Origin of the sequence: Thalassobacterium maritimum (genome assembly GCF_031127805.1) — a bacterium.
GTDB classification, from domain to species: Bacteria; Verrucomicrobiota; Verrucomicrobiia; order Opitutales; family Coraliomargaritaceae; genus Thalassobacterium; species Thalassobacterium maritimum.
Genome location: NZ_JARXHW010000008.1, coordinates 37,855 through 60,015 on the forward strand (window position 1 = coordinate 37,855; position 22,161 = coordinate 60,015).

Sequence of the window (22,161 nt, forward strand, 5' to 3'; positions counted from 1 at the left end):
AGATTATGATTAAGACTCTGGGATTGTGATCGATTCACCGAGTTCGGTTAAAGAATTGAAGGCGGCCTCCGCGCCGGCTGCTCGCAGCTCTGCGACAGAGTGCGCACCAGTGGCCACACAGTAGCACGTGAGGCCCGCGTTTTGAGCTACAGCGACATCGGTGGGAGAGTCGCCGATCATAATGGCGCCCTCGGACTTGGCCGAGATCTGCTCTAGCACGTGCTGAGTCAGCTCTTGTTGCGGCTTTTGCCACTGTGTATCCACACTGCCCACGCAGACGGGGATGTATTTCGCAAAGCCCGCATAGCGACTGACTTTTCGCGCCGTATCGCCGTGTTTATTAGTGAAGAGGGCTTGTGGGATGCGTGCTTGGTAGGCGCGTTCGATCAAGTCCATGCCCCCGGGTAAAATAATCAAGCCATCAAACATAATTTGCGGGAAGCGTGCGCGAAAGGCTTTGCCGGCTTCCTCCAAGCGATCTGAGGCTACAAAGAGGCTCATCGTCTCGGCCATCGTGCCGCCCAAGCTGCGGCGAATGGCATCATCGCCCGGAGCGGGATAGCCCATGTTCGTAATGACCTCGCCATAGCAACGAATGATCGCAGCCGTTTGATCAATCAGTGTGCCGTCCATATCCCAAAGTATGGCCGACGGGCAAGGGAGCGGTGTGGATGCGTTGTCTTCCATTATGCTGTGCAGGCTTCAGGCTCCAGTCCGAAGACCTTTTGGCCGAGCTCGTACAGGTCTTTATGCACATGTTCGGAGACAATGTATTCGGAGAGTTGTTCGGCGCTATGGCTGCCCGTGGCGACCAAATGGCATGTCAGGCAGCCGGCCTCGGCGGCGGCGAGGTCGTAGGGAGAGTCGCCGATCATGATGGCTTCTTCGGAGGCGCAGTCCATTTGCTCCAGTGCGTAAGCGGTGAAGAGCGGATCAGGCTTGCGGTAGGGGCAGTCTGGCTCACCGGTGCCGATAATGACGTCCAGCCACTGGTCGAGGCCGAGATGTGCTAGCACATCGCGCGTGTCGCCGGCATATTTATTGGTAAAGACGCCCAACTTGTCGCCGCGTGCCTTGAGGGCCTGCAAGAGCCATTCTGCGCCGGGTAGGGTAAAGACGTCGTCGAAAATAATTTCTGCGAAGTGTTTGCGAAATAAAGGCTCCGCAGCGGGCACATTGGCTTCGCCGCATAGTTTTGTGAGCGTGATCGGCACGGAGCCACCCACGGTCGCTCGCACGGTAGCGTAGTCACTCTCTGGTAGACCGAGCTCGCGCTGGGCGTAGGCCACGCTCTTATGAATCGTGGTAAAGTGGTCGATCAAAGTGCCGTCCAGGTCAAATAGGATGTATTGCATAATAAAATGTGCTTTATAAGAAAACGTATTCGCTACAGGCTAGGTGCTTTATGCATGGCTCGTTTGCTCTCTTTGGCAAGCGTGCTATGGGCACTTTTGCAAACATGAGCAATATGAAGCAGACCGCAGACTGGAGCACTCGTCGAAAAAAGGACGTCTTTATCGTCCATTTTTCGGGCGCTTGGGTGATGGAGCAGGTCCAGCCCAAGATGGAAAGCTTGCGCATGGATATCGAGTCTGAAGCGGGGCTGAGCACACTGCATTTAGAAGCCGACCACCTGACCGGCTGGGATAGCTCGCTGCTCGTTACCGTGCGTCAGATTTATGACTGGGCAGATTCACGAGGCTTGCAGATACAGCTGGATGGCATGCCTGAGGGCGTGCAAAATTTAGTAAAACTCTCCCGGGCAGTGCCGGAGAATAAGCAAGTCGAAGAGGATGCGAGTGATGATTTCTTTACCCGAGTGGGCGAGGGCAGTCTGGGCGCTTATCGTGGATTAAATGGATATTTTGATTTTTTGGGAAATTTATTCATACATGCCTGCGCGTTCCTGCGCGGCAAAGGGCGCATTCGAGCTAAAGATTTCATGTTAATCCTGCAGGCGACAGGAGCACAGGCAGTTCCGATCGTATCTCTGCTAAGTTTTCTGACCGGGCTGATCATCGCATTCATCGGCGTCATCCAGCTACAAAAATTTGCGGCTGATATATACGTGGCCGACTTGGTGGGACTTGCGACGACTCGCGAATTAGGAGCCGTCATGGCCGGTGTGATTATGGCAGGTCGAACCGGGGCCTCCTTTGCGGCACAAATTGGTAGCATGCAGGTGAATGAAGAGGTGGACGCGCTCACAAGTTTTGGTATCGAGCCGATGCAATTTCTAGTGCTGCCTCGGGTGGTCGCTCTGGTATTAATGATGCCCTTATTGTGTGCCTGTGCCGACTTCGTCGCGATGCTGGGGGGCATGGTAGTCGCGGTGATGATTTCCGAAGTCAGTATCGCACAATACTGTAATCAAATTCAAGCGGCAGTGGCGCTTACAGATCTTGGGGTGGGAATTTTTAAGAGCGCCGTGTTTGGCTTGATCATTGCGCTGGCAGGCTGTTATCGAGGCTTAAATTGCGGGCGCGATGCGAGCTCAGTCGGGCGAGCGGCGACCTCGGCTGTGGTGACTTCGATTACTTGGATCGTGGTCGCCGATGCGATCTTTGCTGTTATGTTTCACCTCTTAGGGATTTAATGATGCCGCACCAATCCACCGCGATCACAGTCAAGAATCTCACCATGGCCTATGGGGATTATATCGTCATGCGCTCGCTTAATTTCACTGCACAGCGCAGTGAAATTAAAGTGATCATCGGAGGCAGTGGATGCGGAAAAAGCACTTTGCTCAAGCATCTTGTGGGGCTGGAAAAAGCCGCAAGCGGAGAGATCTTTTACGGGGACCAGCGCTTTCTGCCCGACAGCGCCGAGGCGGCGCAGATTAGGCGTCAGTTTGGCGTGTCCTTTCAAAGTGGGGCCTTGTGGAGCTCCATGACATTGCAGGAAAATGTGGCCTTACCCCTGGAGCAATATACGCAGCTCTCTGCGTCAGAGATTCGAGATTTGGTCGAGTTTAAGCTTTCACTAGTAGGCCTCGCTGGCTTTGGCCACCGCTATCCCTCCGAGTTGAGTGGCGGCATGCAAAAACGCGCAGGCCTGGCGCGGGCGATCGCACTGGACCCTAAGATTTTATTCTTTGACGAACCCTCTGCGGGCTTGGACCCGCTGAGTTCACGACGGCTGGATGATTTAATATTAGAACTGCGCGACGCCCTTGGAGCGACGGTCATTGTCGTCACGCACGAGCTTGCGAGTATTTTTAGTATAGCAGATACCGCGCTCTTTTTGGATGCCGAGAGCAAGACTGCGCTCTGTGATGGCAACCCGAACGATCTAGTCGAAGATGCACAGACTGAGCCTAAAGTGCGTCGATTCTTGACACGTGGCGACAGTGATAACCATTGATCTAGCGCTAAAATTCACCCAAACCTAGCTAACAGTGAAACGAAACTCTCCAAATCCCAGAATGATCGGTGCTTTTGTCACGGTGATGCTCCTGCTCATCGTAGGGATGGTGATGTATTTTGGCTCGGCCAACTTTCTGAATCGTTCGACTCAATTCATTTTGTTTTTCGATCAATCCGTGAACGGATTATTAGTCGGCTCGCCCGTCAAATTCCGCGGCGTGCCGGTAGGGGAAGTCAAGCGTATCATGATTCGAGCGGAGGGGCAGCGCGAGGACTCGACGGCGATCCCCGTCGTTATAGAAATCAATCGTTCGCGCTTGGAAAACGACCTTGGGGTTTCGCGCACAGCCTTTGCGCCGGAATCGATTCATGAATCGCTTGAGCGCGGCCTGGTGGCGCAGCTCAACTTAGAAAGTGTTATCACCGGTCAACTCTTTGTCGAATTCAGCTTCGAACCCGCAAAAGCTTTTTCTGCAGAAACACATATCGATCATCTCAACGAAAGCATAGATATCGTTGAAATCCCGACTCTGAATTCTTCGCTAGACCAGATCACGGCCGACTTGGCGCAGATCATTGCCGATATCAAAGACCTCGACCTGCAGGAGTTGAGTCAGAATATTAATGCATTAATCATCAGCGCGACCACGCAGCTGCAAGGGCTCGATACCGCTGCGATCAGCACTTCCATCACCGGTACCGCCGATGAGATTCAGAATTTCATCGCTTCGGAGCAATTTAAGCAATCGGTTGACGCGATGCGTATCGCCTTCGATCAAGTGAGCGCCACTGCGCAGTCATTTAATATCGAAGAGGGCCCGCTGGCCGACACCATCGACACTTGGAGTGCGCAAATTACCAAAACGCTCAATAGTTTTGATCGTTTGAGTAACGAGGCCAGCGCACTCATAGAGCCGGGCTCTGACCTGCGTCACGAGTTCGAGTCGATGTTGCGTGAATTAGTGCGCACCGCTCGTTCGATTCGCTTGCTCTCCGAATATATAGAACGTAACCCCAACGCCATACTCACTGGACGTAGCCAGGAAGAGTAGTCTCGACAATGAAATGCATCCCCATAATCGCGCTCGCTCTGAGCATGCTGCTCAGCGGCTGTGTCAATCTTAAGCCCAAGCCAGACCGCACGCAGCTCTTTATGCTGGCATCAGAAGTTGCCGTAGTGAGCGAAGTCGCTGGCAAGCCGGAGTGCTATGTCGGGCGAGTTGAACTACCTGGCTATCTCGAAGGTAAGCGCATCTATTATCGCTCCCCTAATGGTGAACTCGACTCGGTGGCTGGTTCACGCTGGGCAGAGCCCTTGCGGCCCGCACTCCCCAGCGCGTTGGCCATGCACTTGCAAGCAACTGGTGCCGTAAATGTGCGTGCCTATTACCCTTGGCAAAACACTGTGCGTGAGGGGGCCACGGTATCGGTTCAATTTGAGCGCTTCAGCGCCAACGCGAATGGGCAAGTCGAAGTCATTGCACAATGGCAGATCACATTGCCCAACGGAAGTGTGGAGTCGGGGCGTTTTATAGCGCCTCACTCGAGTTGGGACCGTCAGAACGCAGCCGACTACGTGGCTAAGTTCGACGCCGCCTTAGCGGTGCTGGCGGAAAGCATCGCTCAAAAGCTCTAGATCGCTATGACAGATCGCAGCAATCTTTGGAAGGCCCTAGGGCCCGGTATACTCGTCGCCTGCGCCGCCGTCGGCGGCTCTCACTTAGTTTGGTCGACCCGAGCAGGCGCCGAATTCGGCTGGTCACTGCTCTGGCTGGTGCTCTTGGCCAATGCGCTCAAATTCCCCTTCTTTTTGTATGGGCAACGCTACACGGCTGCGACGGGCGAAAGCCTCTTGGCCGGATACAAACGGCAGGGAATCGGCTATGTTTGGGTCTTTCTCGCCGTCAATATCTTGACAGGCACCATCAACATCGCAGGCGTGGGCATGCTCAGCGGGGCCTTGCTGACTGGCTACGGCATCACAGGCATCTCGGTGCCCTTTATTACTGTCGGGGTGCTCTTCATCTGTGCCGCGCTATTGCTGGTGGGGCATTACAAATTGCTCGATTCCTTGGCCAAGGTCATTATCGCGCTACTCGGCATTAGCACCCTAGTGGCGGTTGCCCTGGCGATTCCCAACCGCCCCGAGCTGGCGGCTGATTTTGTGGCTCCCAGCCCATATCAGTGGGCCTCGTTTGCCTTTTTGATTAGCCTGCTAGGCTGGATGCCTGCGCCGATTGATTTGTCTGCCTGGTCTTCACTTTGGATGTTTAGTCGCGAGAAGCAGACCGGCCACTTTGCCACGGTCAAAGAGTCCGCGATCGACTTCTATGTGGGCTATTTCTCTGCCGTCGGTTTGGCCATTTTATTTGTTTCGCTGGGCGCGCTGGTGATGTTTGGCAGTTCCGAGAGCTTTGCGGCGGGGGGCGTCGGCTTTTCCCAGCAATTAGTCAGTCTGTATACCGACACGATCGGTGATTGGTCGCACCTTTTGATTTTGTCGGCTGCTTTCATTACTATGTTCAGCACCACCTTGACTTGCTTGGATGGCTATCCGCGCTCATTGGCGGCTTGCTGCGCGCTGATTAAAGACCTGCCTGCGGAGGCCTTTATGCGCATTCAAAAAGTCTGGATTTTAATTTCTGCGCTCTTGGCCAGTGTGGTGGTGCTTTGCTTTGTGCAAAATTTACTACAACTGCTCAGCTTCGCCGCCATCGTCTCCTTTATCACGTCGCCAGCCTTGGCCTATATCAACTACAGGGTGATGAATGGAGCCAATGTGCCCGAGGCCTATCGTCCAGGACTGGCGCTTAAAGCACTCAGCTGGGCGGGCCTGCTGTTCTTTACCGTGATGACTTCTGGCTATCTTTACGTGACCTTTGTTCGTTAGAAAGAGGGCGGGGCGTGAGGATAGAGTTTGAGCGCAGCAGCGATTATGGGCTTCGCCCATTCTGGCGCTGCCGAGAGCTCGCGGGGCCCCACGATTACGGCTGCACGTAGATCGAGAATGAGCTTTGGCATGGGGCACTGTCCTGCAGCTGGATCTGCGTGCTTTGAATTATCGAACAGGCGCAGGCTATCGATATGTGGCATCAAACGAATCAGATTGCGCCGGCTGCCGTTCCAGCGCTGACGGATTGCTGCTTCTGGTATGTCGTGTCCGTGTTGGCGGACCCGTTGTTGAACACGGGCAATGTTCAACTCGACCGATTCGAGTCCCGCATACCAGACTTTGAGCTTGAGGCCTTGAGCGGCCGCCTCGATCAAGCATTCCGTTATCGTTTGACCTCCCAGTGTGGTTTCAAATGCGAAGGTGCGCCTCGCTAGAGTCGCGGCTTCGAGCATTTCCTTGCCTAAGCTCCACGCATGCCCATTGGCGATGCTCTGCGTCATGTTGGGGTGGAGCGCTTTGAGCTTTTTAGCGGCTAGGTCGGGGTTGTAATAAACGTTGCCCTTCGACTCAATCATCGCGCCGCCGATGCTACTTTTCCCCGACCCATTGACCCCAGCGAGCACGTAAATCGTGGCTGCTGCTGCCATGTTTAATCCGCCTGATGGGCCTTCGCGGCATCGCCGAGTGCGGCGGGGGATGCACTGAAGGCATCTTCATACGCAGCGGCACTTACATCCGATTGCATGTCGGCAAAACGCGTTTCGTAGTCTTGCCGTAGCAGCTCCAACGGGTCCTTACTGGCCAATTCGTTGATGATTTGGTCGTAGAGATCCGCAGGCAGTAGGATCGCTTCGCGCTTGCGATTGCGAGTGATGCTGACAGGGCCTGACTGCGACATCTTTTGAAAAACGCTCTTAAACGCGTTCTTCAGTTCCGACGATGGAGACGCGGGCAGATCCTTGGATGGATGCAGGGCATGAATGTCATAGACCGTGGACATATGGCAAATATTGCCATATTTGCCATTTAGTCAAACTTTATCCAATTCAGGGTCCACAGTTCAGTGCTCTCAGCCGTCAGAGTCGTGCATGACATAGGGCTGTATGGTGGACAACATGCGCTCCGGAATCGAGGCGACCAGGTAGAAGCCATCATCGCGCGCTTCTTCCTTGCGCACGCCACCTTCGCGGTGGAGGCGGGCCACCAAATCGTAGCGCTCATGCGGAATTAATAGACGTAGCTGCGCAAAGTCGGCTTCGACGATGGCTTCCATTTTTTCCTGTAATGCTTCGATCCCTTCGCCAGTGTGGGCGCTGATAAAGAGAGCCTCAGGGTAGCGTAGCGCGAGGTCGTGCTTTGTTTCATCGTCCCAAAGCGCATCAATCTTATTGAAGACGGTGATGATCTTCTTGTCCTCCTTAGTGCCCAGTTCCTTTAGCACGGACATGGTGGTCTCGGCGTGCGAGTCCACTTCGGGGCTATTCACATCCAGCACATGGATCAAGAAGTTGGAGACAATGGCCTCTTCCAGCGTAGCCTTGAAGGCATCCACCAGGCGGTGGGGCAAATTGCGCACAAAGCCCACCGTATCTGTAATCACCAGTGGTTGGCCGGAGGGCAAGGGACAGCGACGCGAGGTCGGGTCGAGTGTGGCGAAGAGCTTATCTTCGGCTAAAATGTCGGAATTGGTCAACTTATTGAGCAAGGAAGATTTGCCCGCATTGGTATAACCGACAATCGCGCAGGTCGGCACCGGCACGGTCATCCGCTTTTTACGCTGCGTTTCGCGATGTTGAATCACGCTCTCCAGCTCGCGCTTCACGCGTGTGATCTGCGTGCGCACCATTCGTTGGTCCAGCTCGAGCTGGGTTTCACCCGCATCACGCTGCATCGAGCCACCGCCGCGTTGACGGCTTAAGTGAGTCCAGGCGCTCTTGAGGCGAGGTAGATTGTGCTCCAAGCGCGCGAGTTCGACCTGTAGCACGGCCTCCTTGGTCTGTGCACGATCACCGAAAATATCTAAAATCACTTCCTGCCGGTCGATCACTAGGATCTTGCCCTCAGCCAGGGCTTCCCAATTGCGCTGTTGGGCCGGTGTGAGTTCGTTATCAAAAATAATGACGTCGCAGTCGTAGGCTTTGGCCTCATCGACCAATTCCTGCGCCTTGCCAGAGCCGACCAGCAGCTTGGCCTGTGGCTTACGAATCGCCACCATGCGCTCATGCATGATACCGAATCCAACGGTATCCACTAGCTCGCGTAACTCATCGAGCAAGCTGCGGGTATTGGAACTGGTGTCGTCAGGGAGCGTCACGCCGATTAGCATGGCGCGCTCAACAACGGTGGGTCTTTCTTTAACGTCGTGCACAGTTTAGGTATTTCAAAAGCGGAAGAGCGGAACTTATGCGACTTTCTCAGTAAATCCACAACGAAATGACGATTTGTTGTGATCGACGCGTTACAGGCGCAATGAACGTAGTGGCGCGCATAAAACTGCTATATTTGGGATTGTCTCTACTTGTGTATCTAGCTTTTTCTCAATGCATGCTACGAGCCTCCGACCTATTTGATTTTCCAGAATCCTTGCCCTTTGCTAGCAGCTTTCGGCCCGAACTCGCACCTTGGGAGTGGTTACCTTTAATCAAGCAAGCTTTGTCTGGATTTGATTTTAAATCCGCGCCTGCACTAAAAGAGAGCTCGATCCCCGCGGGGCTGACGGTAAGTGGCGATGTGTACATTCATCCCAGTGTTCAATTGCCGCCCTTTGGCTCCATTCAAGGGCCCGCTTATATCGGCGAAGACTGTCAGTTGCGCCCCGGAGTGTATATACGTGGCAATGTCATCGCCGGCAAGGGCTGTGTGCTGGGGAATTCCTGCGAGTTTAAAAACTGCCTATTGCTCGATGGCGTGCAAGTGCCACACTTCAGCTATGTGGGCGACAGTATTTTGGGCAATGGCGCTCACCTTGGTGCCGGAGTGATTTGCTCCAATCTGCGACTCGATCAAGCTAATGTGCCGGTCACTTTGCCCAATGGCTCTCGCCACACCACAGAACTGCGCAAGTTGGGTGCATTGATCGCGGATCACGCGGAGGTGGGTTGCAATGCGGTTCTCAATCCCGGCTCCATTCTAGGCAAGCGGGCCTTAGTCATGCCAACAATGGCCTTTCGCGGCACAGTTGCAGAAAATACGATCGCCTACCAAAAGGAGTCGATTCTGAAGGCTCCTCGCATGGATTAATGATATGGATTTGAAGCCTTACGGAGACCGCGGGCTGTTATTGGCCGAGCTCAGCGATGCGCAGCGCACAGCTTGCCTCAATCGTTTAGCGCAAGCCCTGCCGGCTGGCTGTGAGGAATATGTGGTCGGCTACGATAGTATCTTACTGCTCGGGCCAAGCATTGCCTGTGACCAGCAATTCAAAGAAAGTATCCGCTCATTTGTGGCGTATCCACTCGCAGACGCTCCCGAACCGGATTCCCCACGCAGCCATTTCGCTCACTCGCGCAAGCACACTATTGAAGTCTACTACAACGGCGCCGATCTCGAATGGGTGGCTCAGGCCTGCAAATTAAGCATTGAGCAAGTGATCGAGTTGCACACTGCACCCGTATATACCGTGCGGATGATGGGCTTCAGTCCAGGTTTTCCGTATTTGGAAGGATTGGACCCGCGCTTGCAGCTCGAACGACGTGCGTCTCCGCGCAACCGTATCGCCCCTGGCGCAGTTGCAATCGGTGGCTCACATGCCGGCATTTACACCGTAGCCAGCCCGGGCGGTTGGCATCTGCTGGGCCATACCGACTTCCCCTTGTTTGATTTGGAAGCCGCCCGTCACGCTCATGCAAACGCACAGGAGGTCTTCGCGCTGTCCCCAAGCGATCAAGTTCGTTTTCAACCCAAGGAAATCCGTTGATCGAAATCCTCTCCATTGGCTCTGGCCTTTCGATACAAGATCGTGGGCGCGCGGGTTGGCGTCGTTTTGGCGTGCCTGCGGGTGGGGCGATGGACGCCCGTTCGATGGCCTTGGCCAATACACTGCTGTGTAATCCGAGCGATGCGCCGGTGCTGGAAGTGGCACAGCAAGGCGCCAAAATCCGTATTTTAGAAGACTGTTGGCTGGCTTTAGCAGGTGGGGATTTTTGTAGTCGCTTTGCTTCGGGCACGGGGATGCCGTTTGTTGCGGGACAGATACTAGAATTCGATCAAAAGGCTGCGGGTCTTTACGCATATCTAGCACTGCCAGGTGGATTTAAAACCGAGCGCTGGCTCGGCAGTGCTTCAATGGACTTACGCAATGGCATGGGGACTCCAATCCAGAATGGCAGTCGTTTGCCAGCGCAACAGTCGCAGCCAAACGCATCGATCCAATCAGTGGCCCGTCGAATCTCAAGTGTGCCCCAAGAGCACATACCCCATGGATACGCGCATTTCACGCTTCATCCCGGGCCACAATTCAAAAGCTTTAGTCGCGACACACAGCAGCAATTCATTGCCAGCAAATGGACCGTTTCCCCGCGTTCGGATCGGACCGGCTATCGACTGGAAGGTGCCACACTCGACGTCCCAGAATCCATCGCCAGCGAACCCGTGCTGCCAGGCAGTTTTCAAATCCCCGGCAATGGACAGCCCATCGTCACGCTACACGATGGTCCCACCGTGGGCGGTTACGCGAAAATTGCCGTGCTGGCTGCAAAGGATCTCGATCGCTTCGTGCAATGCGCTCCCGGCACCCAACTTACATTTTCATGGCTCAAATAATGCTCAATTGCGACCTCGGGGAAAACGAATCGCTGGAACAGACCGAACAACTGCTCGCGCAAATCGATGCTGCCAATATCGGCTGCGGCTATCATGCGGGAAGCCCCGATAAGACCCGCGCCAGCATTGAGCGGGCACTCAAATACGAGGTTCAAATCGGGGCACACCCCGGGCTGGCGCTGGATGGTGGACGTGGGCAAGCTCTGCCTACACCTACGGAATTTCGCGATTTACTGGAAGTGCAAATTGGCTCCTTTCAAAGCTCCGCTCAGGCGCTAGGCACCCGCACGAGCTATATCAAATTACACGGCAGTCTTTACCATGCCGTCGAAACACAGCCCACACTGGCCGCGGTTTATATCGAATTCCTGCAGCAACAAACGCCGGCCATCGCCACCTTCGCACTGGCCGCCGGTAAGTTTGCCCGAATGGCCAACCAAGCCGGACTGCGCGTGTTTCAAGAAGCCTTTGCCGACCGTGCCTATATGCCCGATGGCTCCTTGGTGCCGCGAGTAGAGCAGGGCGCTGTGCTCTCACATGCCGAGGCACAGTCTCGCTTGAAAAAATGGCTCCAAACAGGCCAATTTCCTACTCGTGGCGGGCAGCCGATCACACTCTCCGCGGATACCCTCTGCGTGCACGGCGACAGCCCAGGCGCACTCGAATTAATCCGCGACATCCAAGCAGCACTCAAAACCAACAAAATAGAGCGTTCCGCTTCGAGATTTAGCTAGCCTCACCGATCACACTCAGTATCAAGTTTAAGCCGTGAGTATCAAAAAACAGAAAAAGGCTGGTAAAGAACTGCTACAAGCAGCGAACAAGGTGTATCATTACCGGCGGGATGTCTTGTCAGAAGCGCGCTTAGTCGAGCTCGACAAAGCTGTGGCCGAATTAGATGCTATGCTGCGTGATCCCGCAGTCAGCGAGAGCCCGCTGGAAGCGTGTATGAACCGCCTCGATGCCTTACTACGCAAAATTGGTGGCAAAATTTACCCCAAAACCTTTTGGAGTGACAATTTAGAAGTCGCGCTGGTCGCTGCCATCATCGTGATCGGCATACGAACTTTCTTTTTCCAGCCCTTCATTATTCCCACCAACTCCATGTATCCCACTTACAGCGGCATGAATGCTGTGATGTATGAAGATAAGGACGACGCGCCCGCTGCACTGACTAAGACATTCCGTTTTCTGACGCTCGGGGCACGCCACAAAGCACTGATCGCACAAAATAGCGGCGACATTCAAATCCCCATGGCCGCCACTCAAGACGGCGGGATGCGTATCTATTTCAAACAAGTTAAAGGCAAAAAGTGGGGCTTTTTACCCACCGTATTGGCCGAATACACCGTCCTAGTCGGTGGCGTACCGCACAGCATACGCGTGCCCGCAGACTTCGACATGCAAGGCACACTATTAAAAAGCTTCCCCGGAGCCGAACCTGAGCTCATCCGCACCAACAATGGCACTGGCTACGCGCTGGATTTACATGCACAAGCACATCCAGGGGAGGCCGTTTTACGCTTCGATATCACTCTGGGCGACGCCTTATTTGTCGACCGCATCAGTTATCATTTTAAACGCCCCCAAGCCGGCGATCCTTTCGTATTTCGCACTCGTGACATACCAGGCATCGAAGGTGGCGCAAATAGCTACGTAGACAAATATTACATTAAGCGCATTGGCGGCGTCGGTGGCGAGACCCTAGAGATCAAAGACAGCGCCTTGCTCGTCGACGGTGAGCCACGCGACGAAGTCGAAGCCTTCGGTCGTAATGCCCGCAAAGAAGGTGAATATGGCGGCTATGTGTATCCCAATTCAAATTCCTCCTCGCCAGCCAAGCTGATGACCGGTCCCGGCGTGACCGCCGAAATACCTGAAGGCAAGTTTGTCGCGCTCGGAGACAACTCCGCCAACAGTCTCGACAGTCGCTATTGGGGCTACGTGCCCGAGAAAGCCGTCATCGGTAAAGCCATCTTCATTTATTATCCATTCACCAAGCGCTGGGGTCTGGCTGAATAATCCACACTGAAAGACTCAATCCGGGCTCCCCTCAATTAAGCTGATATATTACGCACAATATATATTATGTCTAATTTTCATTTTTAAGACTCAAAACTTACAGAATTTGTATATGAATTCTTGCTAGCCTACGGCACTCCCAATGCCTCGATTGCGCGCTTGAAATCTAGCCAGATGAATCTGGCTAGAGTCGAAAACCACGTGATGGAAATTTTGCAGCAACGGGAGAATCACTCCGATGTGTATATTCGACGGTTACAACAGCTTCCTTCATAGCATAGATATGACCGTCTTTGAGTTCAGCTCTCTTTTGATCGCCATACCAGTTGCGGTTATCACATGCGGTCAAATATTCACAACTAGAAAGCATAATAGACTGTCATGCAGTCCTAGGCTGGTGTCAGAGATCAATCGTGATCATTCAGACGATACCTATCTAATCACATTTACAGTTTTCAATCGGGGCCTAGGGCCTGCTGAAATAACAAGTATTCAGCTTTATCTCGATAACGAGCTATGCCCCGAAATCGAACACCCATGTCGTGAGCTTTGTGAACGTGTCTTTAGTAAATATGAGGACTTCATCAAAGTTAATTATGATGCTTGGTTTAGCGCTGGTTACCTCATCGCTGAAAAAGAAAGCTACAAATTCGTTCAACTTAAGTTCAAAGGCGGACAACAGATCCCACTCGCCGAAATCCAAAAAGATTTAGAACGCTTTCGAATCAAAATCGAATATGCATCTTTATACGGCGAAAAACACTCCTTCGACAGCGACAAGAATTAACTCCTATGACCACCCACCACCTCCCCATTTCCATCCCCGACATACTCCACGGCAAGTCTGTGTAGTGGGAGCGTTTGGAGTTCAAGCAGGGCTGAAATTCCGGGGGATTTGCAATACAGCTAGAAATCCCAACTTGACACTTGTTATCCCCTGATCTTGTGGTAAGTTTTTACCACAAACTAAAAAGGAGAGAAACATGTTCAACGAAACCGTAAAGAAGCTACGCATTGAGAAACGACTGACCTTGCGCGATTTTTGTGCAGCGGTTGGTCTCGATCCTAGCAACTGGAGTAAGGTCGAGCGTGGGATCAATCCGCCTCCGGGGGATATCAAAACGCTGGAGAAGCTTGCAGTGTTCTTCGAATTGGAGGGAGCCGCTAAACTCAATTTTATCGATGAAGCGGCGCTACAGCGAAACGAAATTCCTGCGGATATTGCGGGAAACTCAGTGTTACAGAGCGCCCTCCCCGCTTTCTTTCGTGCAGCCCGCGGGCACGAGTTGACTCCGGAAGAGTTGGAAAAGCTTTCTGAGGACATCAAGAAACTGCACACGCCGGATTCTCTGACCCAATAGTAAAATGGAGCACGTCTGGCAGAAAATCGATGAACTCAGGCAATCTTATCCGATCCTAGGCGAGTCCAGCACTCCAATCGACGTATTCAGTTTCTTCGAACTGGACTTGGGTCTTGATGCGATCCCGTTCGACGATTTGGATCGCAATTACAGAGCGGAAGCGGCGATTACTGCAGATTTCACGGGGCTCTACATTGATGCGGAACAATACAACATACTGGAGACAGCTCCTGTCTGGAAACTGAATCGGCTGAGGTTTACAATTGCCCATGAATTAGGGCATTACTTTTTACATCGGGATTTACCACAGGCGGAAGATTTTAAAAGCCTAGAGAACTTTGCCAAATGGACCGCCAGTTACAAGGGACGCAAATATACAGTTGAACAAGAAGCCAATGAGTTTGCGGGCCGCTTGTTAGTCCCACTTCTTCGAATTCAAGAAATGTATGATACCTTTGCGGAGCAAGCTCGGAAACTGGTCATTAACTTCGATAGAAACGAACAACTACGCACTCAGTTTGCCGACCAAATCGCTCCCAAATTTGGAGTGAACACACTAGTCATCACCGCAAGATTAGACCGCGATGGCATCTGGCCATCCGCTTAGAATCCTTGCAGCTATCGACATAGGCATTGACTACACAGGACCTGCGACCATTTTTGTTTATTACATCTCTCCAGTTAGTTTCGACAACTGGACGCGGGACGGTTTTCTTAGGAAGTCGTCCCTGCATTTTTTTATCAGCTAGACTAAGCGAGAAGGTAATGGAGTTGGCATCCATCAGATTCGCGATTGCCTTCGACCGAATTTGATTTGAATTTCTGGAAAATGACAACTGCCACCAAGTTAAAAGCACCGACCTACATGCGTCAGCGACTGCTGCTGTTCTTTTTGGACGCTGCGGGCGACGCGCTTTCAAAAATGGATCTGCAAAAGCTGCTCTTTCTCTACCATGAGGACACAGAGGCAGCGCATTACGCCTTTGTGCCATATCGCTTTGGTAGTTACTCTTTTCTGGCGGCAGATGACCTTGATTTAATGGAAAAACGTGGCTGGGTGGAATCAGAAGGCAAAGAACTCACCTTGGGCGCAAGTATTGAAAAGGAAAGCTGGGCGCGTAACAATGCAGAGCGACGAGCTGTCAAACGCTGGATGTATCGAAATACGCACCGTGGTGATCGCTTGGTAGCTGAAACCTACCGTCGCTTCCCCTACTACGCGATTAACAGCGAAATGCGTGAACGACTCTTAAGCAGTGCTGAGATGGCAGCAGTAAAAAGCGCCTTGCCTCATCCAGAGGAAACGACAGATCCGCTCGTCTTCACAATAGGATACGAAGGCATTCATTTTGAAGAATACATCAACAAGCTGATCCGTCATCAAGTGGCAGTGCTCTGCGATGTGCGACGAAATCCGCTCAGCCGTAAGTTCGGCTTTTCTTCGAAAATGCTGGCACGTGTCCTTCCAAGCTTAGGAATCGAGTATATTCACTTGCCCGAGCTAGGAATCGAATCCGACAAGCGCAAGGAACTTAATTCGATGGCGGACTATGAAAGTTTATTCGCTGGCTATCGTGTGGAACTTCCAAATCGGACAAAGGGCTTAGATCGCTTAAAATCGATCATTGATCAACATAAACGCGTTGCCTTAACATGCTTTGAAGCGGAACCACATTGCTGTCATCGACACTGTATTAGCGATTTACTTGAAGCGCAGGCTGGCTATAAAGTAACGCATCTATGATCGAGAGAATTCTGATTACTGTTAAAACCTACCCCACTCTATCAAGTAAATATGCTGAATTGGTCTGCACGGCAGGCGTGAATGACCATGGTGATTGGCGGCGCATTTATCCTGTCTGCTTCAGGCAATTACAGGATGACAGCCAGTATCAGAAATATCAGTGGATCGAAGCGGACATTGAGAAGTCGACGACGGACAGACGCCCAGAAAGCTTCAAAATCGTCAATCCTAATAGCCTACGGTTGATTGGTAATCCATTATCAACTGCCCATAAATGGGATGCACGAAAAGACGTCTTTCAGAGTAAAGTTGCTCTTGAACTGGACTTAGCGAAGCTCTTCGCTCGAGCACACGCAAATGAACAATCGTTGGCTCACTTTCAACCGACAAAGTGGCTAGGTTTTGTTGTTGAACAGGTTGAACGAGAATGGGATGCAAAGAAGCTAGCTCTACTTGAAGCTGAGCGAAAGCAACAGGACTTATTCAAAGACGAGAAAACCTTGGAGGAAGAGTTGAAATTGGTTAAAAAGTTGCCCTATAAGTTTTCGTATCGAATCAGAGATGCGAAAGGCAAAGAGTCCAAAATGATGATCGAAGACTGGGAAATTGGTGCACTCTACTGGAATTGCCTTAAGCGTGCTCATGGCGATGAAGACGTTGCCGTACAAAAAGTCCGTGAAAAATATTGGGATTCTTTCGTTAAAAGTGGGAGATACGACCTCAGCATTGTTCTAGGTACAACACTTCAACATCATAATAAGCGAGCACCCAATCCTTACGTGATCATCAGCGTCGTGCCGACACCACATGAACCGCAAATGTCGCTATTGTGAAATCGTTTGCTAGCAGGCCAAGGCACTAAGTAGTAAAGGACGCTAGTGATTCACTAATAAATAGATAAGACAACGTAGGAGAGTAAAACAAACCAACAGGCACCAAGTAGAGGCACCAAGTGGAAGAACATGCACAAGAAGCCGCATTCAGCAGAAAAACAGACATTCTAAAGGCAAACCAGTCCCCCATGACCACCCACCACCTCCCCATTTCGATCCCCGACATACTCCACGGTAAGACTGTGGAATGGGAACGTTTGGAATTTAAGCAGGGCTGGAATCCCGAGGCGGTGCTGCATACCATCTGTGCCTTTGCGAATGACTTTCATAATTTGGGCGGTGGTTACATCGTGGTGGGCGTTGCGGAGGCGAATGGTCGGCCGGTCTTGCCGCCGGTGGGATTGGATGCGGATACAATCGATGCGATTCAAAAGGAGTTGCTGAACCTTGGGCATGCGGCGATTCAGCCGCAGTATCATCCGCGCACCGTGCCATACGAGATCGACGGTAAGACCATTCTCATCATCTGGGTACCGGGTGGTGAAACACGCCCGTATAAAGCAAAGCTCAGCCTCTCCGAAAAGAAGGCGGCCGACTGGGGCTACTACATTCGCAAGCAATCGAGCACCAATCCCGATCGCGCCGAGGCCGAGCGCACTTGGAATTTCCCCTATGCCGCGATTGAGGAAGCACTGGTCAATGCCGTGTATCACCGCTCCTACGAGATTCGAGAGCCCGTGTAGGTGCGGATCACACGTGAGGAACTAGTCATCCTTAGCTTTCCTGGTCCTGACCGTTCGATCAAGATGGATGCCCTGCGACAAGGTAAAGCTGTGAGTCGCCGCTACCGCAATCGTCGCATTGGCGAATTTTTGAAAGAACTGGAACTCACTGAGGGCCGCTCGACGGGCATCCCGAAGATGCTGCGTGTGATGGCCAGCAACGGTTCACCAACTCCAGAGTTCGAGACAGATGAAGACCGCACCCACTATTTGGTGCGCTTGCCCGTGCATCCAAATGCAGACTGGCAGGATTTGACGGCGGACAAGTCGACCGGACAAGTCGACAGACAAGTAGAAGCTACGCGGGGACCAAGTAAGGCACCAGTAAAGGCACCAGTAAGTGAGAAAATACCCCAAATCTTAAGACATCTGAATCAGCATGGCGCGACTGGAATTACCGAGTTACTCGAACTCCTTGAATTGAAGAATAAACGACGACTACGAGAGAACCATCTCACCCCAACTATTGATCAGGGTTATATCGAATGGACCGAACCGAATTCCCCCAATAGCCCGGCGCAAAAATACCGCCTGACTGCTAAAGGACGGGAACTTTTAAAAACACTCTAATGCCCAACCTCATCGAAGTTAACATCAATTTAGGTATGACGACGAAAGTTGGCTCATTGTCGCGGCTTAAAAGGCTCTGAATATTGATTGCAATCGAGTGTCCGAAGGCGCAAAACTTAGGCGGGGTTGGGGGCGTTCATTCTAAAGAGTTCACTGCCCCAGCTATTTCACTCTATTGTCAGCCTTTGACATACTGATCTCTACATTCTCCTTATGCGCCAAGCACCTCTTTATAACTGGTTAAACGAACGCACTGCAGGTGCACTCTTACATGTCAGCTCGCTGCCCTCGGATACGGGGATCGGTAACTTGGGCGAAGGTGCTTACCGCTACATCGATTTCTTGCACAACTCGGGCTTATCGGTATGGCAAATCTGTCCGCTGGGCCCGACGGGCTTTGGAGATTCCCCCTATCAATGTTTTTCGGCCTTTGCCGGGAATCCATATTTCATCGATCTAAAGCCGCTTCTTGCGGAGGGATTGATCACGGATGAAGAGTATGAAAGCTTGGCAGCGCTGCCCCGGGAACATGTCGATTATGGAGCACTTTATCATGCGATTTGGCCTGTATTAGGTGCCGCCTATCAGCGTTTTAAAGCCTCTAAAAAGAAGCAATTTCTAGATTACGGCTCGATTACTAAATTTCGCAAGGCGCAGGCAGCTTGGCTAGAGGACTACGCCCTCTTCCTCGCCTTAAAGCAGGACTTTGGCGGTGGTTGCTGGCTGGACTGGCCCGCCGCTTATCGCAGCGCAGCCAGTGCACGAACTCAAGAAATCTCGGACTCAGTCCGTGAGGCCGCGGATGCGCATGTGTTTTATCAATATCTGTTCTATGCGCAGTTGGCACAATTACGTGCCTATGCGGGCCGCCAAGGCGTTGAAATTATGGGCGACGCGCCGATCTTTGTGGCGCTTGATAGTGCGGATGTCTGGGCCAACCCTGAACTCTTTCAACTCGATAAAGACGGTCACCCTAAAGCGGTGGCTGGGGTGCCGCCTGATTATTTTGCCGCTGATGGACAGCTCTGGGGGAACCCTCTCTATGATTGGAAGGCACACCTGAAGACGGACTTCGCATGGTGGATACAGCGCATCCAATCGAACTTAGAGTTTTACGATATCGTGCGTCTCGATCACTTCCGTGGTTTTGAGTCCTATTGGTCGGTGCCGGCAGGTGAAAAGACTGCGCGCAATGGCACGTGGACCCCCTGCCCCGGCCTGGAATTGTTTCAAGCCATCCGCGCGGCTTGCCCGGAGGCAAAGCTTGTGGCGGAAGATCTCGGCATCATCACCGATGAAGTCAATGCCTTGCGCCAAGCGACTGGCCTTCCCGGCATGGCTGTTCTGCAGTTTGCTTTTGGTGGCGAAGCGGACAACGCGTATTTGCCCCACAACTACGAGCGGAATTGCGTCGTCTACTCAGGCACACATGACAACGACACGACCATCGGCTGGTATCAAGGACTAGACGAGGTCACGCAAGACCACATTCGTCGATACATCGGCGTCTCGGGAGATGAGATTGCTTGGGATTTTATTCGACTGGCGATTAAATCCAGTGCGCATTTGGCGGTCTTCCCCTTGCAGGACCTCATGAGTCTTGGCAGTGAAGCTCGCTTGAATACGCCCGGCGCGCCGACAGGCAATTGGCAATGGCGTTACTTGCCGCATCAACTCGATGCGCTGGAAACGCAAAGTGCAGATTATCTGCGCGACTTACTGCAGCTTTACGGTCGATAGGTAGCAGCATTTTTTAATCACAAGGTGCTTTTTACGAGCTTTTTACGAGCGCTTACATTCACTGGATGCAGACCACGAATAATGCGTCCACTACGTTCTTTTTATTTGCGTGCAATGGTCTTGCACGCACTTTTATATGAGGCAAATACCATCGACATTTAACTTCACCTAATAGTGGCTAAATCCTCAAATATGCATAAAGAATCTAACTTCTGGGCACAAGAAATCCTGTCAGGTGATGTCGAAAAATGGCACCGGCGCTCAGCCTTAAAGCGCCTGCGTTGGCGCGTGATTATTCGTGCAACTCTAGGGTTGAAACGTTTGGTAGATATCGTGGGAGCCTTGGCAGCGATCGTAGTGAGTTCCCCCATTTTTATACTGACGGCATTGGCGATCAAATTGGATGATGGTGGTCCCGTGCTTTTTAAGCAGATTCGAGTGGGCGCAGGCGGTGAGTTGTTCGAAATTTGGAAGTTTCGCTCGATGGTTCTCAATGCCGACCAGATAAAAGATGAGATCTTAGAGCAAAATGAGCATGGGGATAGCGGTGTAACCTTTAAGATGAAAGACGACCCACGTATTACCAAGCCAGGCAAGTGGATTCGCAAGTTGTCGATCGATGAATTTCCTCAATTTTTCAATGTATTGATCGGCAATATGTCTCTGGTGGGACCAAGACCGCCAGTGCCACGTGAAGTCGCGCTTTATGGGGCGCGCCACTTGCGTCGACTTCGTGCGAAGCCAGGAATCACCTGTTTATGGCAAATTGGAGGGCGTGCGGACATTGATTTCGAAGGTCAGGTGCGCTTGGATTTACAATATATACACTCGCAAGGCTTTTGGTCCGACTTGGTCATTTTGATTAAGACAGTGCCTGCAGTATTACTAGGAAAGGGGGCTTACTAAGATATGAGCGAAATCCCTGAATTGAATCGAACTGGCCCCATTGAATGGCGGCTCGCCCTGCCCGACTGGGGACGACTGGACACTGTTTGGGAGCGTCGTCTGCCCTTCGCACTCTGGCATGTCGGCGAGCAAGCTTTGCTCTTTCATTGGTTAGATGCAGCGGTGGATCAAGGCTCGGAAAAAGTGGTGCTCTACATTTCTGACCGCCCAAGTGATGTCCGCAAAGCAGTGGAAAAAGCGACTCTCTGGCCCATTGAAATTGAGATCGTGACAGTGCCCAGTATTCAAGGCTTAGATTGGGATGATTGCATCAATCACTTACCGAGGACCCCTGCCCTCACAACAGAGCCCGAGGCAGGATGGGGCCTGATTAAATATTGGCATCAGTTAGAACAGGACTGGCTCACCACATTTACGGAAGAAACCAAAAGCTACGGTATTTATGCGGCCATTGGGCGCAGTTGCGAAATCGCCTCCGATGCGAAATTGAATCCCCCTTTCTGGCTGGGAAATCACGTGTCGATCGGGCCTGGCTCTGTGATCGGCCCCGGTGCTGTGGTTGAAGATGGTTGCATCGTTGCCGGCATGAGTCGACTCGAACGCGCTCACTTAGCGGCACATACTTACTTGGGGCCCGAAACGGACTTAGTGGACAGCATCATCCATCGCAACAATTTGCTAAACATGAGGCATGGGGCCTATGTTCGGGGCTTAGAGGGCTTTGTTGCCTCTAGCTTGCAATCATCCGGTGGCAAGCCTCACCAACAAAAACACGCGTCAATACGGGATCGATTACGTGCCTTACGTCTACTCTGGCGCTGGCGCAATCATTCTAAGGCTGAGGGCCATTTTCAGGGAGTTGATGGTAAGCAATGGCCCTGCTTAAACAGTCGTTCGATAGAAGACCGCGGCCCCTGGCTAGGCCTTGTCATGAAAGGTAAATTAGCGCTATTCGGCATTACGCCCCGTGAAGCGTCTACGCTAGACGAACTACCCGAGGAGTGGCAGTCGATCTTACGCAAGGCACCCTTGGGGGCCTTTAGCTATGCGGATGTAATGGGCGCGCATGAACCTGGTGATATGGATGAAGCGCTCCACTGCGTATATCATGCCACTACGGACGAGGCGCTTTGCCGCCAACTCTTTGATAATTGGCTGATGGATATTCTAGGGAATTAACAATA

25 protein-coding genes are annotated in these 22,161 nt (G+C 52.2%); 20 read left to right on the plus strand and 5 right to left on the minus strand.

Annotated elements, in window-relative coordinates:
- Nucleotides 1-9: 9 nt before the first annotated feature.
- A complete protein-coding gene (locus QEH52_RS05180; protein WP_308949028.1) occupies nucleotides 10-687 on the minus strand; it encodes an HAD family hydrolase in 678 nt (225 codons plus the stop codon).
- A complete protein-coding gene (locus QEH52_RS05185; protein WP_308949029.1) occupies nucleotides 687-1,355 on the minus strand; it encodes an HAD family hydrolase in 669 nt (222 codons plus the stop codon). The genes QEH52_RS05180 and QEH52_RS05185 overlap by 1 nt, the downstream gene beginning before the upstream one ends.
- A 113-nt stretch (nucleotides 1,356-1,468) precedes the next feature.
- Here QEH52_RS05185 and QEH52_RS05190 point away from each other — a divergent pair, with 113 nt between their 5' ends.
- Genes QEH52_RS05190 through QEH52_RS05210 form a run of 5 tightly spaced genes read left to right on the plus strand, consistent with a single transcriptional unit; the run spans nucleotide 1,469 to nucleotide 6,255 of the window.
- On the plus strand, nucleotides 1,469-2,596 hold the full coding sequence (locus tag QEH52_RS05190) for an MlaE family ABC transporter permease (protein WP_308949030.1): 1,128 nt from the start codon (nucleotides 1,469-1,471) through the stop codon (nucleotides 2,594-2,596).
- A 2-nt stretch (nucleotides 2,597-2,598) separates the two neighbouring features.
- Entirely contained in the window at nucleotides 2,599-3,363 is a 765-nt protein-coding gene (locus QEH52_RS05195; RefSeq protein ID WP_425609279.1) for an ABC transporter ATP-binding protein, read from the plus strand.
- 34 nt (nucleotides 3,364-3,397) lie between these two features.
- A complete protein-coding gene (locus QEH52_RS05200) occupies nucleotides 3,398-4,417 on the plus strand; it encodes an MlaD family protein (protein WP_308949032.1) in 1,020 nt (339 codons plus the stop codon).
- Between the two features lie 8 nt (nucleotides 4,418-4,425).
- Nucleotides 4,426-5,001 carry a PqiC family protein gene (locus tag QEH52_RS05205; protein WP_308949033.1) on the plus strand — a complete coding sequence of 192 codons (576 nt, stop codon included), beginning with the start codon at nucleotides 4,426-4,428 and terminating at the stop codon, nucleotides 4,999-5,001.
- 6 nt (nucleotides 5,002-5,007) lie between these two features.
- Complete coding sequence (locus QEH52_RS05210; protein ID WP_308949034.1) at nucleotides 5,008-6,255, plus strand: Nramp family divalent metal transporter; 1,248 nt, start codon at nucleotides 5,008-5,010, stop codon at nucleotides 6,253-6,255.
- Here the strand turns inward: QEH52_RS05210 and QEH52_RS05215 are convergent.
- The 3 genes from QEH52_RS05215 to hflX all read right to left on the minus strand — a co-directional run bounded on the left by QEH52_RS05215 (nucleotide 6,252) and on the right by hflX (nucleotide 8,626).
- On the minus strand, nucleotides 6,252-6,905 hold the full coding sequence (locus tag QEH52_RS05215) for an ATPase (protein WP_308949035.1): 654 nt from the start codon (nucleotides 6,903-6,905) through the stop codon (nucleotides 6,252-6,254). The genes QEH52_RS05210 and QEH52_RS05215 overlap by 4 nt on opposite strands.
- Before the next feature lie 2 nt (nucleotides 6,906-6,907).
- On the minus strand, nucleotides 6,908-7,258 hold the full coding sequence (locus QEH52_RS05220; RefSeq protein WP_308949036.1) for a type II toxin-antitoxin system Phd/YefM family antitoxin: 351 nt from the start codon (nucleotides 7,256-7,258) through the stop codon (nucleotides 6,908-6,910).
- A 69-nt stretch (nucleotides 7,259-7,327) separates the two neighbouring features.
- Nucleotides 7,328-8,626 carry a GTPase HflX gene (gene hflX, locus QEH52_RS05225; RefSeq protein ID WP_308949037.1) on the minus strand — a complete coding sequence of 433 codons (1,299 nt, stop codon included), beginning with the start codon at nucleotides 8,624-8,626 and terminating at the stop codon, nucleotides 7,328-7,330.
- A 176-nt stretch (nucleotides 8,627-8,802) separates the two neighbouring features.
- On the opposite strand from hflX, the gene QEH52_RS05230 reads away from it, so the two are divergent.
- The 15 genes from QEH52_RS05230 to QEH52_RS05300 all read left to right on the plus strand — a co-directional run bounded on the left by QEH52_RS05230 (nucleotide 8,803) and on the right by QEH52_RS05300 (nucleotide 22,156).
- Nucleotides 8,803-9,498, plus strand: a complete 696-nt coding sequence (locus tag QEH52_RS05230; protein WP_308949038.1) for an acyltransferase — start codon at nucleotides 8,803-8,805, stop codon at nucleotides 9,496-9,498.
- Nucleotides 9,499-9,502: 4 nt separating this feature from the next.
- Nucleotides 9,503-10,174 carry a 5-oxoprolinase subunit B family protein gene (locus QEH52_RS05235; protein WP_308949039.1) on the plus strand — a complete coding sequence of 224 codons (672 nt, stop codon included), beginning with the start codon at nucleotides 9,503-9,505 and terminating at the stop codon, nucleotides 10,172-10,174.
- On the plus strand, nucleotides 10,171-11,019 hold the full coding sequence (locus QEH52_RS05240; protein WP_308949040.1) for a 5-oxoprolinase subunit C family protein: 849 nt from the start codon (nucleotides 10,171-10,173) through the stop codon (nucleotides 11,017-11,019). The genes QEH52_RS05235 and QEH52_RS05240 overlap by 4 nt, the downstream gene beginning before the upstream one ends.
- Nucleotides 11,007-11,753: a 5-oxoprolinase subunit PxpA gene (locus QEH52_RS05245; RefSeq protein WP_308949041.1), complete on the plus strand. Its 747-nt coding sequence runs from the start codon at nucleotides 11,007-11,009 to the stop codon at nucleotides 11,751-11,753. The genes QEH52_RS05240 and QEH52_RS05245 overlap by 13 nt, the downstream gene beginning before the upstream one ends.
- A 34-nt stretch (nucleotides 11,754-11,787) precedes the next feature.
- On the plus strand, nucleotides 11,788-13,041 hold the full coding sequence (gene lepB / locus QEH52_RS05250) for a signal peptidase I (RefSeq protein WP_308949042.1): 1,254 nt from the start codon (nucleotides 11,788-11,790) through the stop codon (nucleotides 13,039-13,041).
- Nucleotides 13,042-13,438: 397 nt separating this feature from the next.
- A complete protein-coding gene (locus QEH52_RS05255; RefSeq protein ID WP_308949043.1) occupies nucleotides 13,439-13,828 on the plus strand; it encodes a hypothetical protein in 390 nt (129 codons plus the stop codon).
- Between the two features lie 196 nt (nucleotides 13,829-14,024).
- Entirely contained in the window at nucleotides 14,025-14,402 is a 378-nt protein-coding gene (locus QEH52_RS05260; protein WP_308949044.1) for a helix-turn-helix domain-containing protein, read from the plus strand.
- 4 nt (nucleotides 14,403-14,406) lie between these two features.
- Nucleotides 14,407-15,009: an ImmA/IrrE family metallo-endopeptidase gene (locus QEH52_RS05265; RefSeq protein WP_308949045.1), complete on the plus strand. Its 603-nt coding sequence runs from the start codon at nucleotides 14,407-14,409 to the stop codon at nucleotides 15,007-15,009.
- 222 nt (nucleotides 15,010-15,231) lie between these two features.
- Nucleotides 15,232-16,146, plus strand: coding sequence for a DUF488 domain-containing protein (locus QEH52_RS05270; protein WP_308949046.1), 915 nt, complete (start codon nucleotides 15,232-15,234; stop codon nucleotides 16,144-16,146).
- Nucleotides 16,143-16,979, plus strand: a complete 837-nt coding sequence (locus tag QEH52_RS05275; RefSeq protein ID WP_308949047.1) for a hypothetical protein — start codon at nucleotides 16,143-16,145, stop codon at nucleotides 16,977-16,979. The genes QEH52_RS05270 and QEH52_RS05275 overlap by 4 nt, the downstream gene beginning before the upstream one ends.
- 188 nt (nucleotides 16,980-17,167) lie before the next feature.
- Nucleotides 17,168-17,722 carry an AlbA family DNA-binding domain-containing protein gene (locus QEH52_RS05280; RefSeq protein ID WP_308949048.1) on the plus strand — a complete coding sequence of 185 codons (555 nt, stop codon included), beginning with the start codon at nucleotides 17,168-17,170 and terminating at the stop codon, nucleotides 17,720-17,722.
- On the plus strand, nucleotides 17,723-18,331 hold the full coding sequence (locus QEH52_RS05285) for a Fic family protein (protein WP_308949049.1): 609 nt from the start codon (nucleotides 17,723-17,725) through the stop codon (nucleotides 18,329-18,331). It abuts the gene before it with no gap.
- A gap of 213 nt (nucleotides 18,332-18,544) precedes the next feature.
- Nucleotides 18,545-20,071, plus strand: coding sequence for a 4-alpha-glucanotransferase (gene malQ / locus QEH52_RS05290; protein WP_308949050.1), 1,527 nt, complete (start codon nucleotides 18,545-18,547; stop codon nucleotides 20,069-20,071).
- Nucleotides 20,072-20,263: 192 nt separating this feature from the next.
- A complete protein-coding gene (locus QEH52_RS05295) occupies nucleotides 20,264-20,977 on the plus strand; it encodes a sugar transferase (RefSeq protein WP_308949051.1) in 714 nt (237 codons plus the stop codon).
- Between the two features lie 3 nt (nucleotides 20,978-20,980).
- Complete coding sequence (locus tag QEH52_RS05300; protein ID WP_308949052.1) at nucleotides 20,981-22,156, plus strand: hypothetical protein; 1,176 nt, start codon at nucleotides 20,981-20,983, stop codon at nucleotides 22,154-22,156.
- Nucleotides 22,157-22,161: the final 5 nt, after the last annotated feature.